The sequence below is a fragment of the Conchiformibius steedae genome (assembly GCF_014054725.1).
Lineage (GTDB): Bacteria > Pseudomonadota > Gammaproteobacteria > Burkholderiales > Neisseriaceae > Conchiformibius > Conchiformibius steedae.
Genome location: NZ_CP059563.1, coordinates 110,525 through 127,386 on the forward strand (window position 1 = coordinate 110,525; position 16,862 = coordinate 127,386).

Annotated in this window: 13 protein-coding genes, 1 tRNA gene and 1 pseudogene; 7 read left to right on the top strand and 8 right to left on the bottom strand. The window is 46.6% G+C overall.

The features are described 5' to 3' along the window. Positions 1 to 3: 3 nt before the first annotated feature. From H3L98_RS00930 to H3L98_RS00940, 3 genes are all read right to left on the bottom strand, one after another. Positions 4 to 183: a hypothetical protein gene (locus H3L98_RS00930; RefSeq protein ID WP_027022052.1), complete on the bottom strand. Its 180-nt coding sequence runs from the start codon at positions 181 to 183 to the stop codon at positions 4 to 6. Between the two features lie 56 nt (positions 184 to 239). Then, positions 240 to 1,496: a tyrosine-type recombinase/integrase gene (locus H3L98_RS00935; protein ID WP_051532075.1), complete on the bottom strand. Its 1,257-nt coding sequence runs from the start codon at positions 1,494 to 1,496 to the stop codon at positions 240 to 242. Between the two features lie 123 nt (positions 1,497 to 1,619). Further along, positions 1,620 to 1,712, bottom strand: a tRNA-Ser gene (locus H3L98_RS00940). Positions 1,713 to 1,907: 195 nt separating this feature from the next. Here H3L98_RS00940 and ampD point away from each other — a divergent pair. Continuing rightward, a complete protein-coding gene (gene ampD / locus H3L98_RS00945; RefSeq protein WP_027022049.1) occupies positions 1,908 to 2,462 on the top strand; it encodes a 1,6-anhydro-N-acetylmuramyl-L-alanine amidase AmpD in 555 nt (184 codons plus the stop codon). Here the strand turns inward: ampD and H3L98_RS00950 are convergent. Further along, a complete protein-coding gene (locus tag H3L98_RS00950; protein ID WP_027022048.1) occupies positions 2,424 to 2,906 on the bottom strand; it encodes a hypothetical protein in 483 nt (160 codons plus the stop codon). The genes ampD and H3L98_RS00950 overlap by 39 nt on opposite strands. Before the next feature lie 283 nt (positions 2,907 to 3,189). Here H3L98_RS00950 and prmC point away from each other — a divergent pair, with 283 nt between their 5' ends. From prmC to H3L98_RS00970, 4 genes and pseudogenes are all read left to right on the top strand, one after another. Next, on the top strand, positions 3,190 to 4,014 hold the full coding sequence (gene prmC, locus H3L98_RS00955; RefSeq protein ID WP_182078441.1) for a peptide chain release factor N(5)-glutamine methyltransferase: 825 nt from the start codon (positions 3,190 to 3,192) through the stop codon (positions 4,012 to 4,014). A gap of 618 nt (positions 4,015 to 4,632) precedes the next feature. Further along, positions 4,633 to 5,043, top strand: a complete 411-nt coding sequence (locus H3L98_RS00960; protein ID WP_027022046.1) for an NfeD family protein — start codon at positions 4,633 to 4,635, stop codon at positions 5,041 to 5,043. Between the two features lie 37 nt (positions 5,044 to 5,080). Next, positions 5,081 to 6,028 (top strand): SPFH domain-containing protein, encoded by a 948-nt coding sequence (locus tag H3L98_RS00965; RefSeq protein WP_027022045.1) that lies wholly within the window; start codon positions 5,081 to 5,083, stop codon positions 6,026 to 6,028. A 326-nt stretch (positions 6,029 to 6,354) separates the two neighbouring features. After that, a pseudogene (locus tag H3L98_RS00970) lies at positions 6,355 to 6,639 on the top strand (CitMHS family transporter); the annotation flags it as partial. A gap of 130 nt (positions 6,640 to 6,769) precedes the next feature. Here H3L98_RS00970 and H3L98_RS00975 read toward each other — a convergent pair. The 4 genes from H3L98_RS00975 to H3L98_RS00990 all read right to left on the bottom strand — a co-directional run bounded on the left by H3L98_RS00975 (position 6,770) and on the right by H3L98_RS00990 (position 15,357). Further along, a complete protein-coding gene (locus tag H3L98_RS00975; RefSeq protein ID WP_027022043.1) occupies positions 6,770 to 9,271 on the bottom strand; it encodes an SIR2 family protein in 2,502 nt (833 codons plus the stop codon). A 13-nt stretch (positions 9,272 to 9,284) separates the two neighbouring features. Further along, positions 9,285 to 13,268 (bottom strand): ATP-dependent RNA helicase HrpA, encoded by a 3,984-nt coding sequence (hrpA, locus tag H3L98_RS00980; protein ID WP_027022042.1) that lies wholly within the window; start codon positions 13,266 to 13,268, stop codon positions 9,285 to 9,287. Between the two features lie 118 nt (positions 13,269 to 13,386). Continuing rightward, complete coding sequence (secB, locus tag H3L98_RS00985; RefSeq protein ID WP_027022041.1) at positions 13,387 to 13,830, bottom strand: protein-export chaperone SecB; 444 nt, start codon at positions 13,828 to 13,830, stop codon at positions 13,387 to 13,389. 219 nt (positions 13,831 to 14,049) lie between these two features. Further along, on the bottom strand, positions 14,050 to 15,357 hold the full coding sequence (locus H3L98_RS00990) for a LysM peptidoglycan-binding domain-containing protein (protein ID WP_034333567.1): 1,308 nt from the start codon (positions 15,355 to 15,357) through the stop codon (positions 14,050 to 14,052). A 148-nt stretch (positions 15,358 to 15,505) separates the two neighbouring features. On the opposite strand from H3L98_RS00990, the gene def reads away from it, so the two are divergent. Together def and H3L98_RS01000 are read left to right on the top strand one after the other, a co-directional pair. Then, complete coding sequence (gene def / locus H3L98_RS00995; RefSeq protein ID WP_027022040.1) at positions 15,506 to 16,009, top strand: peptide deformylase; 504 nt, start codon at positions 15,506 to 15,508, stop codon at positions 16,007 to 16,009. A gap of 41 nt (positions 16,010 to 16,050) precedes the next feature. Further along, positions 16,051 to 16,746, top strand: a complete 696-nt coding sequence (locus tag H3L98_RS01000; protein ID WP_027022039.1) for a Bax inhibitor-1 family protein — start codon at positions 16,051 to 16,053, stop codon at positions 16,744 to 16,746. Positions 16,747 to 16,862: the final 116 nt, after the last annotated feature.

The window sequence follows — 16,862 nt, forward strand, 5'->3', positions numbered from 1 at the left end:
CGGTTACTTAACCAAACCCAAAATAATCAAAGCAATGCAAACCAAGTAAATTGTCCAAATTTTGTAGCGGTGCTTTACCAAAAAATCCATTTGGGCTTTGGTTTTTTGCCACTCAATACGGGTTTTTTCAATATCCTGATTGGTTTGTTCTAATTCGCGGCTAAATTTCTTGTAGTCAAACATAGCAGTTACCTTTTTTCAACCCCGCTTGCGCGGGCTGTTCAGTTTAGAACATCAGATTAAAACTTGCGGCGGTACTTTTCGCGCAATGCCATCACATCATTGCCCCACTTTTCTAAAGCATCGCGCCGCTCGTCCAAAAATTCGGCACGGTCGTAAGCGCGGTCAGTTTTATTTTTATCATGATGCGATAATAATAAATCTCTAATTTCTTTGCTAATTTTATAGGTATCGCGCAAATAGGTGGTTGCCAAAGTCCGCAAACCGTGTGCAGTAGTCGGCAAATTCAGGGTATTGCGTAATTGCTGGCGGGCAGTTTCTACATCTTTCGGCTTTAAGAATCCCTGCCCCTCAAACAGGTAAATCCCCTTTACATTCAATTCCATTGCTTCACGGTAGATTTGTTTTAATGCGGTGCTTAACGGCACGATATGCGGGCGTGTTTTCATGCGTTCCAATGGTATTTCCCAAATTTCTTTTTCTAAATCAATCTCTTTAATAGGCGTTTCTGCTGCTTCATTGGGGCGTGTCATACTTAAAAGCTGCCAGTAAATCAGCAGTTTGTTTGATGGGGATAGTTTTTTTGTGGTTTCTAAACGCTCAATAAGTAACGGCAAATCCTGTGGCAACAAAGCATCAAAATGTTTTTCTTTTGGCTTGTCAAATACTTGCTTGCCAATCAAACGCACGGGATTGTGTGTTACCGTACCATCTGCCACAAGATAGTCAAACATCAGCCCCAAACTGGTTTTAACCCGTTGCAGGTATTCCAACACGCCGCGTTTTTCCATCTTCCGCAACACTTTCACAATTTCTGCTGTGGTAAGGGTACGTACATCGCGCCCTTTAAAGTCGGGCAAGATATTGGCTTCAATCGCTGCCAATACCTGTGCGGCATATTTCGGATTTTTACCGCGCCCCTGCTTTCCGCCCTGCCGCGCCCAGCGTTCATGCCATTCGGCGAGCCGATTTTCAAATCGGTATTGTGCGCCTGTGTCTGTGGCAATGGATTTAGGATTTTTACCCGCTGCCAGTTTCGCTTTGATTTCTGCCCGCCAATCGCGGGCATCAGCTAATGAGTGGTCGGGGTACATACCAAGTGTGAGCGTGTCTTGTTTGCCATTTGGTCGGGTATAAGTGAGCCGCCACGATTTTTTGCCTGACGGCAGCACCCATAGGGCAAGCCCACCACCATCGGGCAATTTATACATTTTGGGTTTGGGTTTCGCGCCTTTGACTTGCGCGGGTGTGAGCGGGATAACGATTTTAGGCATGGCATTGAGTTGGTATTTGAGCAATACCAGAAAAAATACCACAAAAAAAAGAAAAAGAGTGCAACGCTGTGAAAAGCATTGAAAAGTAAAAACAGGCTAACTTGATGAAAGTTAGCCTGTTTTATGTGGTTTTTAAATACAGGTAAAAGTATTTAAAAAATGTTGTGGCGGAGTAAGAGGGATTCGAACCCTCGATGCAGGTTGACCCCACATGCTTCCTTAGCAGGGAAGTGCCTTCAGCCTCTCAGCCATTACTCCAGTTCAAGATTTGAATTGTATCCGTGCTTGATAAATGTGTCAAGCCAATTGAACGGGATTGGTTTTTTTCTATTGTTTTATTTATAAAATTATTTGATGCAATATACAATGGGTAACGGTTTTTTAAAAAATCGGTTTTCAGCGCTTTGCCGTTTATAATGCGGATAAAATCAGCAATAACGGCAAGGAAACACAATGAACGAATGGCATCAAGGCAGATGGCAAGGCGCAAAGCAATGTTTTTCGCCTAATTTTTCCCCGCGCCCTGACAATACGGCGGTGGATTTGGTGGTGTTGCACAATATTTCGCTGCCGCCGTTTGAATACGGCGGCGATGCGGTAGAACGGCTGTTTACCAATCAAATTCAGCCTGATGCACACCCGTTTTTCAAACAATTACAGGACTTGCGCGTATCGGCACATTTTTTTATTGCCCGCAGCGGCGAAACGGTGCAGTTTGTGTCGTGTGATGAAATGGCGTATCACGCGGGCGTGTCGCGCTTTGAAGGGCGTGAGCGTTGCAATGCGTTTTCAATAGGCATTGAGATAGAAGGTTGTGATTTTGAACCGTTTGAAACGGCGCAATACACGGCTTTAACGCGGCTTTTGCAGGCTTTGTGCCAGCATTATCCGATTACGGCGGTGTGCGGGCATCAGGATATCGCGCCGCAGCGCAAAACCGACCCCGGACATTTTTTTGATTGGGCGCAATTAGAACGTTTCGGCTTTCCCGTGCGACGGAACGTGTAAGGCATAGCCGTTGTGTTGGCGGCGGTAGTAATAGCTGCTGCCCCATACGGCGCGGTAAATGGTATAAACCGGACCTTGCGCGGGCAAAGGCACGGGATTGGGCGTTTCTGCTGCGCCGTCTGTTTCGGCTTCGGGGCTGTCCACCGCTGTTTTGCCTGTGTACAACACATCAGACGGCTGCGCTTCAGGCTTGTGATAATCTTCCACCAACACCAGCTTGGGCGGCGGCAAACCTGCCTGCCAGCCTTCGGGCAATTCGGGTTCTGCCACAGGCAAATCTGCCTGCTGCGGTACGGGCGGCTGCTCAATCTGCGCCTGCCAGCCCGTACAGCGTCCTTGCGAAAACGACAACGCCGTAGTTTGCACGGGAAAATGCTCGCCGCCGCCATCAATGCGCTGCCCGCCGTAGGGATTACGGGGAAAATTTTCTTGAAAAGTAGCCATGTTTAAGGAATTCCGTTAAGTATTTGTTTCAACAAAAGGACAGCATTAAAACGCAAACCTGTGTTGTCCCAAACGGCAAAAGCCTTTCATCAAGTTTCCTTTTCGGTTTGAAAACCCTGCCGTTTACGGCGGTAAAATAAACGTTTGTTCGGGCGGAGAGCCACTCCGTCCGAATCAGGGCAACACATGTGCTTGATGTGTAGCCCCGTGTGTTGAAACATCTTGACCCAACCCCACCATTTTGCCACCATCAAGGCATGGTTTCAAACCAAAAAGGAATTTTATGAACCATATTACCCCTGCCGACTGGCTGGCGCAGTGTCCGCTGCCGCGTTTGGAAAAATATTTACTGGTGCAACACGCCACCCGTCTTACCCGCGCCCAACTGCTCACCCGCGACCACCTGCCGCTTACCGCCGAACAACAACAGCATTTGCAAGCCTTGCTGCAACGGCGTTTGGCAGGCGAACCGATGGCGTATATTTTGGGAACACGCGGATTTTACGGGCGCGATTTTGCCGTTTCGCCCGCCGTGCTGATTCCCCGTCCCGAAACGGAACACCTGTTGGAAGCCGCTTTAGCCCATTTGCCCGAACACGGCACATTGTGGGACATCGGCACAGGCAGCGGCATTATTGCCATTACCGCCAAGCTGGAACGCCCCGATGCCCGCGTGTTTGCCAGCGATGTGTGCGCCAATGCTTTGGGGGTTGCACGTGGTAACGCCGCCACACTCGGCGCAGACATTGCCTTTGCCCAAGGTTCATGGCTAGACGTGCAAGCTGCGCCGCCGCTGTGTCATATTATCGTATCCAATCCGCCTTATATTGAAGCAGACGACCCGCATTTGCACACAGGCGATTTGCGTTTTGAACCACAGCACGCACTAACCGATTTTTCAGACGGTTTAAGTGCCTACCGCCACATCGCCGCCGCTGCGCCCGCACACCTGCATCACGGCGGCTGGCTGCTGTTTGAACATGGCTATCAGCAAGGCGCAGCCGTACGCCAAATTTTACGCGACAACGGTTTTCAATCTGTCGCCACCCTGCCCGATTTGGCAGGACATGAACGGATAAGTTTCGGACAGCGGCACAGCCCGACATAGCTGGCCCATTACTCGCTTACTGATAATATAGTGGATAAAAATAAAAACGAGACAAGGCGACAACACTGTATCGTTGTCGATTTTAATCAACTATATATGCTGCATCTTGCGTGAAGTCGTCAGTTATACTATGCTTAACTCTCAAGCGATACAGCAGACGTTCCAGTTGTCGAAAAACAACAGACGGGTTGATGCTGGGATTTCCTGATGTATCATATGCGCCGTCTGTGATTAGGGAAGCCGTATCATCGGCTTCCCTAGTTTTTTCTAAAAGTACGGTTGCATTGTAAACATTGCCTGATTTAAAAGGTAACTTTCCTTACTCTCTTTATTCTTAAAATAAGCTGCACTATAATGATTCTCACGCGGTACAGTGGTCGCGCTGATTGGGAGTGTTAGGGGAATAACATCGGTCGGCTGATTACCCAGTGTACCATTAGCGCAATTCCCTAAAAGGCTGCTATTTATCCATAGCAGCCTTATTTGCATGCTTACCACAGCTGTCCCTACAAGCAAATATCCACCCGATGTGTGAAAGCAAACCTTTTCACCATATCTTGCCAAAGGTTTATTTTTTCTGTACATTCTCACACAATTCCCACAACGCAAGGACGCATCATGACTTACTGGCTGGCAGCCGCTGCATTGCTGTTTGCGGCAGAGATTTTTTTAGGTACGGTGTATCTGCTGGTGCTGTCGGCAGCTTTGGCGGGTGCAGGTTTGGCGGCATGGCTGTTTGGTGCGGACAGCACTGCCCCGTGGTGGACGGCATCGCTGTTGTCGCTGGCGGGCGTGGTGTGGGTGTACCGTTGGCGGCGGCGTGCTGCCCCTGCCCCCGCCGTACAAAACGACTTGGACATCGGTCAAAGCGTTACGCTGGAAAGCGAGTTAGGCGGTGGATTATGGCGCGTACAATACCGCGGCACACAATGGGAAGCCCGTTTTCCCGACCCGCAGCACCACGCCCACGCAGGCAGCCACGCCGTGATTATCGGCAAAGACGGCATTGTTTTGCTGCTGCGTTCCTAATAATTTTTTCAATCAGCTTGTTAAGGAGTCAAACATTATGTCATTTTTACCTTTGGTGATTTTAGCGGTGGTGATTATCATCGGCTTTCAAGCATTTAAAGTTGTTCCACAGCAAGAAGCCTATATTGTGGAACGTTTGGGGCGTTTTCACTCCGTACTCAAACCCGGATTAAACATTCTCGTTCCCTTTCTCGACCGCATCGCCTACCGCCACTCGCTCAAAGAAATCCCGCTGGACGTCCCCAGCCAAGTCTGCATCACCCGCGACAACACCCAATTAACCGTAGATGGGATTTTGTATTTTCAAGTTACTGACCCCAAACGCGCTTCTTACGGTTCCAGCAACTACATTCTCGCCATTACCCAGCTGGCACAAACCACCTTGCGTTCCGTTATCGGGCGCATGGAATTGGACAAAACCTTTGAAGAGCGCGACGACATCAACCGCACCGTAGTCGCCGCATTAGACGAAGCCGCCGTATCGTGGGGCGTAAAAGTGTTGCGTTACGAAATCAAAGACCTTGTTCCCCCACAAGAAATTTTACGCGCCATGCAGGCGCAAATCACCGCCGAACGCGACAAACGCGCCCGCATCGCCCAATCCGAGGGTTTGAAAATCGAACAAATCAATTTGGCAACAGGCGAACGCGAAGCCGAAATCAAAAAATCCGAAGGCGAAGCGCAAGCTGCCGTCAATGCTTCACAAGGCGAAAAAGTCGCCCAAATCAACCGCGCCGAAGGCGAAGCGCAAGCCCTGCGTTTGGTGGCACAAGCCAGCGCCGATGCCATCCGCACCATTGCCGCCGCCATTCAAGAACCGGGGGGCAGCGAAGCGGTGAATTTAAAAGTGGCAGAGCAATATGTAGAAGCCTTCTCAAAACTTGCCAAAGAAAACAATACCTTGATTATGCCTGCCAATATCGCCGATTTGGGCGGATTGGTTTCCGCAGGTATGAGTATTGTCAAATCACAGAAAAATCAATAATTTTTTGATAAAGACAAACAGGCTGCCTGAAAATCACTCAGGCAGCCTGTTTGTTTGGTGCTCAGCACCGATGCCTATTATATAGTTGATTAAAATCGCAACGATACAGCGTTGCCAACGCCCTGATGTACTGTTCCGTACACGGCGGGCGTTGCTGCCTTGTCTCGTTTTTATTTTTATCAACTATAGTAAATACAGTGAAAAATGTAACACTTTTCAGGGAGTTTTTCATGCACTTGTATTGATAATTTATAACAAATAATCAATTTCTTACCTAAAAACTTACACCCTATGATATTTTATTCAACTTGTGCAATTTTCAGATGAATTCACAATATTTCGGCTTGTTCCCCGTGATGGAACAAATTACCTCGCAATCGGGCGTGGACCCACGCGCTGCGGGTTATGCCATGCTGATTGGCAGTATTGTCGGCACATTTGTGACTCCGCTTTCGCCCGCGCTGTGGATGGGCTTGGGCTTGGCACAGCTTTCTATGGGCAAACATATCCGCTATTCGTTTTTCTGGATTTGGGCTTTATCGCTGCTGATTTTGGCAAGCAGTATTATGGTGGGGGTCGTGCCTTTGCATCCTGCCACCGTAATGAATTGAGTTCAAAATCTCTACCCTGCAATAATCATATGAGAGCAGCCTGAAATTTGTGGGTTTCAGGCTGCCCTATTCTTGGATACAAATGTGGGACTAATCCTAACTAAACATCATTTGCTACTATGTTGAGCTTTTAACTCAATATACGTTCTAACTTAGGAATTAAGAGCTCTATTTTCTCCCTAGATATCTCAACTGTTTTATCATCTTGAACACTCATAGGCGAACTTCCTATACTAAGCTTATATCTTTGAAGCGCTTTTAAAAAATAATCAATATTATCAGGTGTGTATCCATGTATATGCTTTAAGATGACCTCACATAAATATCTTATTTGTCGAAAAGAAGCACGTTTTTTATCTTTCTCAGTTACAACATCAAGATATTGAATTGCCTCTTTTAAATATGGTATTGTTTCCTCTGCCTTTTCCAGCAAGGAGCTTTTATAAATATAAAAACGTGCTAATTGAGTTTGCAAGTCATAGGTCTTATAACCCCTTTTCTTTCTGGCTAACTCCATCGCTGTATCTAAATATTTTTTTGCTAATTCTAAATGGGGTTGAGGTTCACTTTCCGCATACGCCAACCGTGCAATGGCATATTGCAACCAAAAATGTGGATTCTCAATTTCTAATCCAAATCCTCGTAGTGTTTCATAATATTGAATCAATGAATTTCGTTTTTCTTTTTTAGTAGAGATCATCCGTTGTATATTTGTATATGTTGCTAACATTTTATATGTTTTTCCATATTTATATGCCCCTTTTTGGAAATTATTTTGCTCCTTTTGCCCTAATGTAAAGCATCTCTTTGCAACTGTTGACAATATTTCAACCATTAAAGCTGGATTAGGGAATTGCTCAAAAAAGAATTGTGCAAATAATGTAGATTTTGGAGTAACAAAATTACCTTGGTTTCGTGTAAAGAAATGATTTAATAACTTATCCTTTCCAAAATCAGGTTGAATTATACGGCTACTTTCTGTTATTTTATATAATACATTTTTTTCCACTTCCTCACCATAAAGGATATGTAACATAAAAACTGTTGTTAGGATCATTAATTTTTCCCTTTGAAGTTCGAGATCCTGAAATATTGGATTATATTTCTGAATAATAGATTCAGATTTTAATAACGACAATAGCAAATGACTTAACTGTTTATTTGAGTCTGCTAGAAGCCTTGTTTTTTTATCAAATTTATTATTGGGATATAGTTCATCAAGTATAGGAATAAGAAAACCATTATTCTCTAAAATTGATAAAAATTTTTCCCCTTGAGATCCGTTAAGTTTATCAGCGCAAATTTCACGAATCATATCAGATGATAGGCAGGGGGTACGAAAAACTAATTCATTAAATGCCAATTCGTATTCATCAGTTCTTAATGAAACTATCACTTTATCATCTTGGCGAATTTTTTGACGTAAATAGCGTATAAGATTATGTATCTCATCTGTATAATTATTCACATCCAAAACAAATATAGCCTTTTGTTTTGTTGATAAAATAATATCAATATCTTCTAATGGGGAGTAAAATGATTTATTAAGCGTGAAAACACCATATCCTTTGTGAAAATAAAATATACAAAGCTGCTCAACTAGTACAGTTTTCCCAACACCTAAATCCCCATATACAAAAATAAAACTTTTATCTATACTATCAAGATTTAAATCATTGATTCTATTAACAGCATAATCCTTGTAATCTTCAATTCTAACAACTTTCTCAAGTAAACTTTGATTTTCATGCCCTAATATCAGGAACTTTTCTGTTTCTTCATTGACATTTAAATTTTTCTTTTCAGAGCGTATTAACTTGAACTCTTTAAAATTTATATAAACCTTTTCATTTGTTTCAGTACTATATACTGTATTGAGCTTTGAAAGATCTCTTGCAAAATTTTCCACTCCTTTGGTATAAACAGTTCCAAAATCATCTAGGATTGGATTTTCATTATTTGAAATGAAGAAAGTTTTTTCCTTAAGAGCATCATGAAAATCAAAAAATAACTTTGCAATATCAAAATCATAACTTAAAGAGTACCCTACAAAAAATATAGCTTTGCTTGCAATGACTTCTGTAAAAAAACTTTCATACCATGGACTTTTTACAAACTGATCTGCTAAATAACTTACATTTGCTAGCTTAAAGTTATTTTCTAAATCATTGGGAGTGACTGTTTCAATATAACCATTAATATGAATAATATTCTTTGAGTTTGCATGAAAATCATTAGGATTCATCATCGGCGAAACTGCATTCCGTTCCAATCCCAAATGTTGTGCTTGTACTTCAAAAGAGTTATCATAATTTGTTGTAAAAATACTTCTCCAAGGTGTTTCAACAATGTCTTTGTAATAATTAGGTAATTTTTTTGTTTGAAAAATGGGCTTGATCAATGAAATCAAATCACCTTTACTTTTCTTTTTTAGAAAAATTTGTGTACTATATCCTAAATCAAAATCATTAGCTCCTGAAGGATCGATCTCTTTATAAATTAATTTCGATAACTCCCTACCTATGGGCATTTTTTCATCATTCAGATTAATAACCTCAGATGACATACCAGCACCATAAAATAATAATGCCTGCCCAGATTTTGCATGATATAAAGCCTCTTCGTAATTCATTTAGATCTCCTAATCAAAACATTCTTAACAACCGTTTAACCGATACTGGATGAGGCGTCTTCAACTCCTGCGCAAACAAGGAAACGCGCAATTCCTCTAACTGCCAAGCAAACGCCAACAATTCATCAAACACAGGCTGGTTTTGCCGTGTTAGTGATTGTAACTTATCGTTTAGCATCTGTTCAAGCTGGTTAATATCCGCTTCCCTTGCTTGGTCGCGGGCAGGATTGGCGCTATATTTTTCCATCCGCAGGGTCATGGCTTTTAGATACACGGGCAGCCGTTGCCATTGCGCCCACGGGGTACGCGTGGCAAATCCTGCCGAAAGTAGCTGTTCCACACGGCGACGCAGCAATGGCGTTAGCGGATGTTTACCCAGTTTGCCGTTTAATTCGGTATAGGCGGCGGCGGTTTCCTGCAAATAGCGGCTCAGGGCTTCTTTTACCGCAGGCAAGCGGCTGCGGGCGCGTTTAATTTGTTCTTTAAAGGCTTTTTCACTGCGCGGCAGTTCGTCTTCGCCGATAAAGGCGCGGTCGCACACGGCTTGGGTCAAATCATCGCGCAGGGTGTCGGCAGGAATATGTTTCAGCAACATTGCTGCTTGGGTAAAACCTTGAATACCTTTGTTTAAATCTTTCATATGGTCTTTAAGCTGAAGCTGCATCAGCGCAATCACGCCTGCACGGTGGGCGTGTGCGGCAGCTTCGGGCGTATCAAACAGGCGTAAGGCGATGTTGCCGTTTTTTTCTTTTTGTAGGGCAAGGTAACCCGTGAGCTGCTGTTTGCCACGCGCAAATTTAATGCTTTCAGGCAGCGTGCCGATGCTCCAATCGGTCAAGTTATCCCGTTCAAATTCTTGGGTATTATCGCGGAAAGTCATGGCGGCGGCGTTGCCAAGCTGCTGTTGCAGTTGCGCCAAATCGCGCCCCGTTGCCAACTCCTGTCCGCCATCGTCCACCACGCGGATATTGGCGTAACAATGTTCGGGTAAACGCTGTGCAGCCCAATCGTCCAAATTAATCTGTTCCAACAAACGCATATCGCCCGTGTGTTTGGCAACGGCATGGGCAAGCTGCGGCAAAATCGGCTGGCTGTGGTCAGGTTCGGCAGCGAGAAAACGGGTAATAAAATCAGGCACAGGCACACATACGCGGCGGATTTGTTTGGGTAATGCCTTAATCAGCAACTGTAATTTTTCGCGTATCATGCCCGGAACGAGCCATTCCAATTCGGCGGCGTTGACGCGGTTTAATACGGTTAGCGGTACGGTCAGCGTAACGCCGTCAAGCGGGTGATGCGGTTCAAAACGGTAATTTAGTTTAAATTTTCCGTCCTGATTACGCCAAAATTTGGGGAACTGCTCTTCGGTAATGTGCGCGGCGGCGTGCTGCATCAAATCTTCGCGCGACAAAAATAGTTGTTTTTCATCAACTGTTTTCAGCCACGCTTCAAAGGTGCGGATATCCGCCAGCGCAACCGTTTTGTTTTCCGATACTTGATAATTTTCAGGCAGCCTGTCGTGGTAAAACGCAAACAAGGCTTCTTCGTCCACCAACACATCTTGCTTGCGCGATTTATGCTCTAATTCGCTGATTTCACGAATCAGTTTTTTATTGTGGATAAAAAACGCTGCTTTTAAATCGCATTCCTGCGCCACCAATGCGCTGCGGATAAAAATTTCCCGCGCTTCTTCGGGCGCAACCTTGCCATAAGCAATCGGACGGCGCGGCAAAACCGTTAAACCATAAAGGGTTACGCGCTCACTTGCCACCACTTCGCCACGTTTTTGTTCCCAATGCGGCTCAAAATAATGATAGCGCACCAAATGCGGCGCTTCCGCTTCAATCCATTCGGGCTTGATTTCCGCCACATCGCGGGCATAAAGTTTTGTCGTTTCAGTCAGTTCCGCCGCCATCACCCATTTGGGTTTGGCTTTAAACAAAGACGACGCGGGAAACAAATGAAAATGGCTGCCGCGTGCGCCTGTGTAGTCGTGTCCTTCAGGCGACTTCATACCCACGTTGGCGATTAAGCCCGTTAATAAAGCGCGGTGGATTTGTTCGTAGCCTGCGGCTTTTTTGGCACGGATTTGGGCGCGATGCTGTTTTTTATCCAATTGTTTTTGTTTTAATTTGGCGGATAAATCTTGGTCTTGTACCGTTTCGTTGGCTTGCAGTTGCGCCACTTTTTCAGGCTGCCTGAACGCGCGTTCCTTTTCCACCAAACCCATTTCTACCGCAATATCAGCCAGTTGCTTATGCAATTCGCGCCACTCGCGCATACGCAAATGCGATAAAAAATACTGATGGCACCATTGCACCAACTGCTTATTGGTCAAGCCCTTATCACGCTCGCGCTGGAAAGAATCCCAAATATTCAAATAACTTAAAAAATCCGACTGCTTATCGGCAAAACGCTCATGCGCCTTATTCGCTGCTTCACGCGCTTCCAAAGGGCGTTCGCGCGGGTCTTGAATCGACAAGGCAGACACAATCACCAGCATTTCCGCCACGCAATCATGCTTTTGCGCCGCCAACAGCATACGCGAGATTTTCGGGTCTATCGGCAGGCGCGACATCTGCTCGCCTGTTTTGCTTAATTGGTTTTTGTCGTTTACCGCGCCAAGTTCTTGTAAAACTTGAAAACCATCGTTGATATAACGCTGGTCGGGCGCTTCTAAAAACGGAAACGCCGCCACATCGCCCAATTTCAGCGCCGCCATACGTAAAATCACCGCCGCCAAATTGCTGCGGATAATTTCGGGGTCGGTAAACGGTGGGCGTTGTTCAAAATCTTCTTGCGAATACAAACGGATGCATACGCCTGCCGATACGCGCCCGCAACGCCCCGACCGTTGCCGCGCCGCTGCCTGCGAGATTTTTTCAACGTGCAACTGCTCCACTTTTGCCCGCGCCGAATAGCGTTTCACCCGCGCCAAACCCGTATCAATCACATAGCGGATGCGCGGCACGGTTAGCGAGGTTTCAGCGACGTTGGTGGCAAGAATAATGCGGCGCGTGTCGCCCTGCGGATGGAAAATTTTGTGCTGCTCTTGCGCGGAAAGTCGCGCAAATAGCGGTAAAATATCATCATTTTTACGCAAGGGCGATTTGCGTAAGGCTTCGGCAGTCTCGCGGATTTCGCGCTCACCCGGTAGAAAAACCAAAATATCGCCTGTGCCAAAACGCGCCAATTCGTCCGCCGCATCCACAATGGCATCGGCGGTTTCTATTTCTGCTTCATCTTCATCATCGGCTTGCAAGGGGCGATACAGCACGTCCACAGGATAGGTGCGCCCGCTTACCTCAATCACGGGTGCGCCGTTAAAATGCTGGGAAAAACGCTCGGCATCAATGGTCGCTGATGTGATAATGACTTTTAAATCAGGTCGCTGTGGCAGAATTTGTTTCAGATAGCCAAGTAGGAAATCAATATTCAGGCTGCGCTCGTGCGCTTCGTCAATAATAATGGTGTCGTAAGCGGTAAGAAAACGGTCGGTTTGGGTTTCCGCCAGCAAAATGCCGTCTGTCATCAGTTTGATGCTGGCATCGCGTGCGGTGTGGTCGGTAAAACGCACTTTATAACCAACGGCTTGCCCAATATTCTGCCCCAGCTCTTCAGCAATGCGTTCCGCCACAGAGCGCGCCGCCAAACGGCGCGGTTGGGTATGCCCGATTAAACCTGCCGCGCCGCGCCCCAATTCCAAACAGATTTTCGGCAGCTGCGTGGTTTTACCCGAACCCGTTTCGCCACAAATAATGGTAACTTGGTTAGCGGCAATGGCATCGCGGATTTCGGCGCGTTTTTCATGCACGGGCAGGCTGTCGTCAAACTGCGGTTTGGGCAAGTTTTGTAGGCGTTTTTGGTAAATTTCGTGGGATTTTTGGTATTTTTGTTGAACTTTTGCCAAACCGCCGAATTTTTGCGGCTGTTTAAACGCACGTTGTAAGAAATAACGGTCTTTGGCAAGCACTTGGGATAAATCGGGCTGCTGCATCGGAAATCAGAAATAATAAACAATATTAAGTATTTGATTGTACCAGCAAAGTAGGCAACTGAAAATAAAAAACCGAACCGTATGACACGGTTCGGCGTTGATGCTTAAGCGCAAGGCATTATTCGGCAGCAGCGGCTTCTTCTTGCGATTGCTGATACATGGCATCAAAGTTAATCGGTGCCAGCAATACGGGCGGGAAGCCTGCGCGGGTTACGGTAGAAGATACTGTTTCACGCGCATAGGGGAACAGGATGTTCGGGCAGGCGACGCCCAACAGGATTTTAATGTCTTCCTCGGGGATGTTGGACAGGCGGAAAATACCTGCTTGATTGACTTCGCTCAAAAATACCACGCGTTCGTCTTTTAAAGTGGCGGTAATGGTAACGGTAATGCCGCACTCATAAAAGCCGTCTTCCACTTTTTGGCTGTGGGTGGCCACACGCATATCCACTTCGGGGGTTTCCGATTCCAAAAAGATTTGCGGGGCGTGGGGTACTTCTAAAGACAAATCTTTAACATACAGTTTCTCAATGCTAAAAACGGGTTGGTCTTGTTCGCTCATGGCTGATTCCTTATTTCGGTCGGACGCCCGTGTCGGAAAAATGAATCGGGGCGGCAGAAATGTTAAAAACCATGCTTTTTATTCAATATCTGCCGCCTTGTCAAGCCTGAACGGACAAAATCACGGCAGCCAAAAACCGCTTTAATACCAAACCGGCATGAAAAACAGGGGCTTCCCAATTAGGCAAACCCCTATTTTCAGTAAAGTGCTCAAGAAAATTTATTTAACGTGTTCAATCACGTCTTTCCAATCGCGCTCTACATCGTCCAAAAAGCCGGGCGTGCCTTCAATCATACCGCCCTGCAATACGGTGGATTCTTCTTCATCCACCGACAAATCGCCCCCCGGTGCGCGTAACACATCACCTTTGCTCACATTGGTGCTGCTTTCCAAAATAATCGCCGATGAAACGTGTTCGCCGGTGCGGTACACCATCGCTAAACCGATTTCTTCGGTGGGCAGGTTCACAAACTGCGAGGCTTTTTTATCGGGATTGTTCCATTCGGTTTTGACAATGCGATTAGGTTTGTACACCGCCAACACCGTACCTGCATCAATGCCGTCTGCTTCGCCCTTGTTCAGAATAATGGTTTGGGTCATCGCGCTTTCGGAAATGCCGTCCATCATGGTCACAATGCGGGCATCTACATCACGCGCAGGCGGATGGGGCATCATATAGAAGCCTGTCAGCACATCGGGTTTTTTCAGCAGGTAATCGCCGCGCAAAATTTCCGATGTGGCATTGGTCAGCTTCATTGCTTGGGCAGTACGCACGGCAACACGTTTATGCCCTTCGCGCACATAGTATTCGTCCGCACTCAGTTTCTCGCGCTGCTTGGGTGTCATTTCCTGATTGTCGCGGTTTGCCATGCCGTGGTCGTGAACAGGCAAAGTTGAGGCTTCGCCGGCAAATTCTACCAAACGTCCCAAAGATTTGCCGCTAATCGGGTCTTTCAAATCTTCTTTTACGCGGTAAACTAGATAGCTGCCCGATTCAATCGGACCATCGGCATAAATGCGGTCTTCCGTGGTAAACAGCGTGCGTCCGTCTTCCCCCGCCACAATGCGCGGTGCGTGCGCCAAATCCTCTTCGGCAACAAACTGCGGGTGCTTCATAAACAAACGGTAGAAATCCACATTAATGGTGGGAATGCTGTTATCCAAATCTATGGTACGCGGTCCCAGCTTAATGGTGGGAATACCGCCTTGCGACGTGCTGGCACGTCCGCCACGGGCGCGTTTTTTCGCCGTCAGCACGGGTCGTCCGTTTACATAGCTCAAATACAGTTCCTGCCCCGGATAAATCAGGTGCGGATTGCGGATTTTGCCACGGTTTACCTGCCACAGCGCCGGCCATTTCCACGGACGGTACAAATATTTACCCGAAATTTCCCATAAAGTGTCGCCCTGCTTGACCACATAACGCGCAGGCGCATTGGGTTTCACTTTTAACTTGGATTTGGCAAACGCTGGCGCCGAAAGCGCCACGCCTGCGGCGCAAAACAAAACAGTAAGGTGCTTGTGCATGTTAGCCCCTGAGATTGACAATTGACAAATAAGCGCAATAATAGAGCATTTTGCCGCCCTTGTGCCAGCGTTTGTGTGATTTTCTGCATCAGGCATGGTACGATTGCGACACCATAAGCCCATTATTTTTCAGAAAGGAAGCAGCAAAATGGCATTGCTGACAATTTTACAGTACCCCGATGAACGCCTGCACAAAGTGGCAGAACCCGTTAAGCAAATAGACGCCCGCATCAAACAACTCGCTGCCGATATGGCAGAAACCATGTATTCCGCACGCGGCATCGGCTTGGCAGCCACACAGGTAGATGTGCATGAACGCGTGGTGGTGATTGATTTGTCGGAAGAACGCGACAGCCTAATGGTGCTGGTAAACCCCGTGATTACCGCCAAAGACGGTGAAACCACCTACGAAGAAGGCTGTTTGTCCGTTCCAGGTATTTACGACAAAGTGACCCGCGCCGAGCGCATCACCGCCGAATATCTTGATTTGGACGGCAACAGCCACACCATTGAAGCAGACGGACTGCTTGCCATCTGCATCCAGCACGAAATTGACCATTTAAACGGCAAAGTATTTGTGGAATACCTGTCCACTCTCAAGCAAAACCGCATCCGTTCCAAACTCAAAAAACGCGAACGCGAAAATATGTAATACAATGATGTTTTTTACACACCCACATTAGGAGTCTAAACATGAACGAACCGCAACAACACGTTTCCGACTACACGGGCATTGCCACGCAAAGCCAGCCGCAGGAAGTTTTACTGCAAAAAACCTATAACCTGCTGGCACTGTCGTTTCTGCCCTGTGCTTTAGGCGCGGGCGCAGGCATGATGTTTAACCCCTTTGCCGCTTTGGGCAACCAATGGCTGGCAATCGGCATTATGTTTGCCTTCTTTTACGGCATGTGTTTTGCCATTGAAAAAAACCGCTACAGCAAAACAGGCGTGGCACTGCTGATGGTGTTTACCTTCGGCATGGGATTGATGCTGTCGCCGCTGCTGATGGTTACCGCAGCCGTTGCCAATGGCGGCAAACTGGTAATGACTGCCGCACTGATGACCGCAGGCGTGTTTTTTGCCATGGCATATCTGGCGCGTAAATCCAATATCAACACCCACGCTTTGGGCAAGTTTTTGGGTATGGGCGCAATCGTGCTGATGATTGGCGTGGTCGCCAACCTGTTTTTCCAACTGCCTGTGATGGGTTTAACCCTGTCGGGCGCGTTTGTGGTGTTCAGTTCGCTGCTGATTATGTGGCAAATCCGCAATGTGATTGAAGGCGGCGAAGACAGCCACATCAGCGCGGCACTGACCATCTTTATTTCGCTGTACAATATTTTCAGCAGCCTGCTGCACCTGCTGCTGGCGTTTGCTGGCGACGATTAAACCCCGTTGCCAAAAGGCTTGACGGGCGGTAACGGCTTGAACGTTACCGCCCGTTTTTGCGCCAAACATCAATTGACACAGCCATCTGAAAACGATAAAATCAACGGTTTCTATTT

Coding starts and splice junctions, on each gene's coding strand:
- H3L98_RS00990 (WP_034333567.1), bottom strand. CDS start 15,357: ATGCACAAGCACCTTACTGTTTTGTTTTGCGCCGCAGGCGTGGCGCTT.
- H3L98_RS00965 (WP_027022045.1), top strand. CDS start 5,081: ATGTCATTTTTACCTTTGGTGATTTTAGCGGTGGTGATTATCATCGGC.
- ampD (WP_027022049.1), top strand. CDS start 1,908: ATGAACGAATGGCATCAAGGCAGATGGCAAGGCGCAAAGCAATGTTTT.
- hrpA (WP_027022042.1), bottom strand. CDS start 13,268: ATGCAGCAGCCCGATTTATCCCAAGTGCTTGCCAAAGACCGTTATTTC.
- H3L98_RS01000 (WP_027022039.1), top strand. CDS start 16,051: ATGAACGAACCGCAACAACACGTTTCCGACTACACGGGCATTGCCACG.
- secB (WP_027022041.1), bottom strand. CDS start 13,830: ATGAGCGAACAAGACCAACCCGTTTTTAGCATTGAGAAACTGTATGTT.
- H3L98_RS00960 (WP_027022046.1), top strand. CDS start 4,633: ATGACTTACTGGCTGGCAGCCGCTGCATTGCTGTTTGCGGCAGAGATT.
- H3L98_RS00930 (WP_027022052.1), bottom strand. CDS start 183: ATGTTTGACTACAAGAAATTTAGCCGCGAATTAGAACAAACCAATCAG.
- prmC (WP_182078441.1), top strand. CDS start 3,190: ATGAACCATATTACCCCTGCCGACTGGCTGGCGCAGTGTCCGCTGCCG.
- H3L98_RS00975 (WP_027022043.1), bottom strand. CDS start 9,271: ATGAATTACGAAGAGGCTTTATATCATGCAAAATCTGGGCAGGCATTA.
- H3L98_RS00950 (WP_027022048.1), bottom strand. CDS start 2,906: ATGGCTACTTTTCAAGAAAATTTTCCCCGTAATCCCTACGGCGGGCAG.
- def (WP_027022040.1), top strand. CDS start 15,506: ATGGCATTGCTGACAATTTTACAGTACCCCGATGAACGCCTGCACAAA.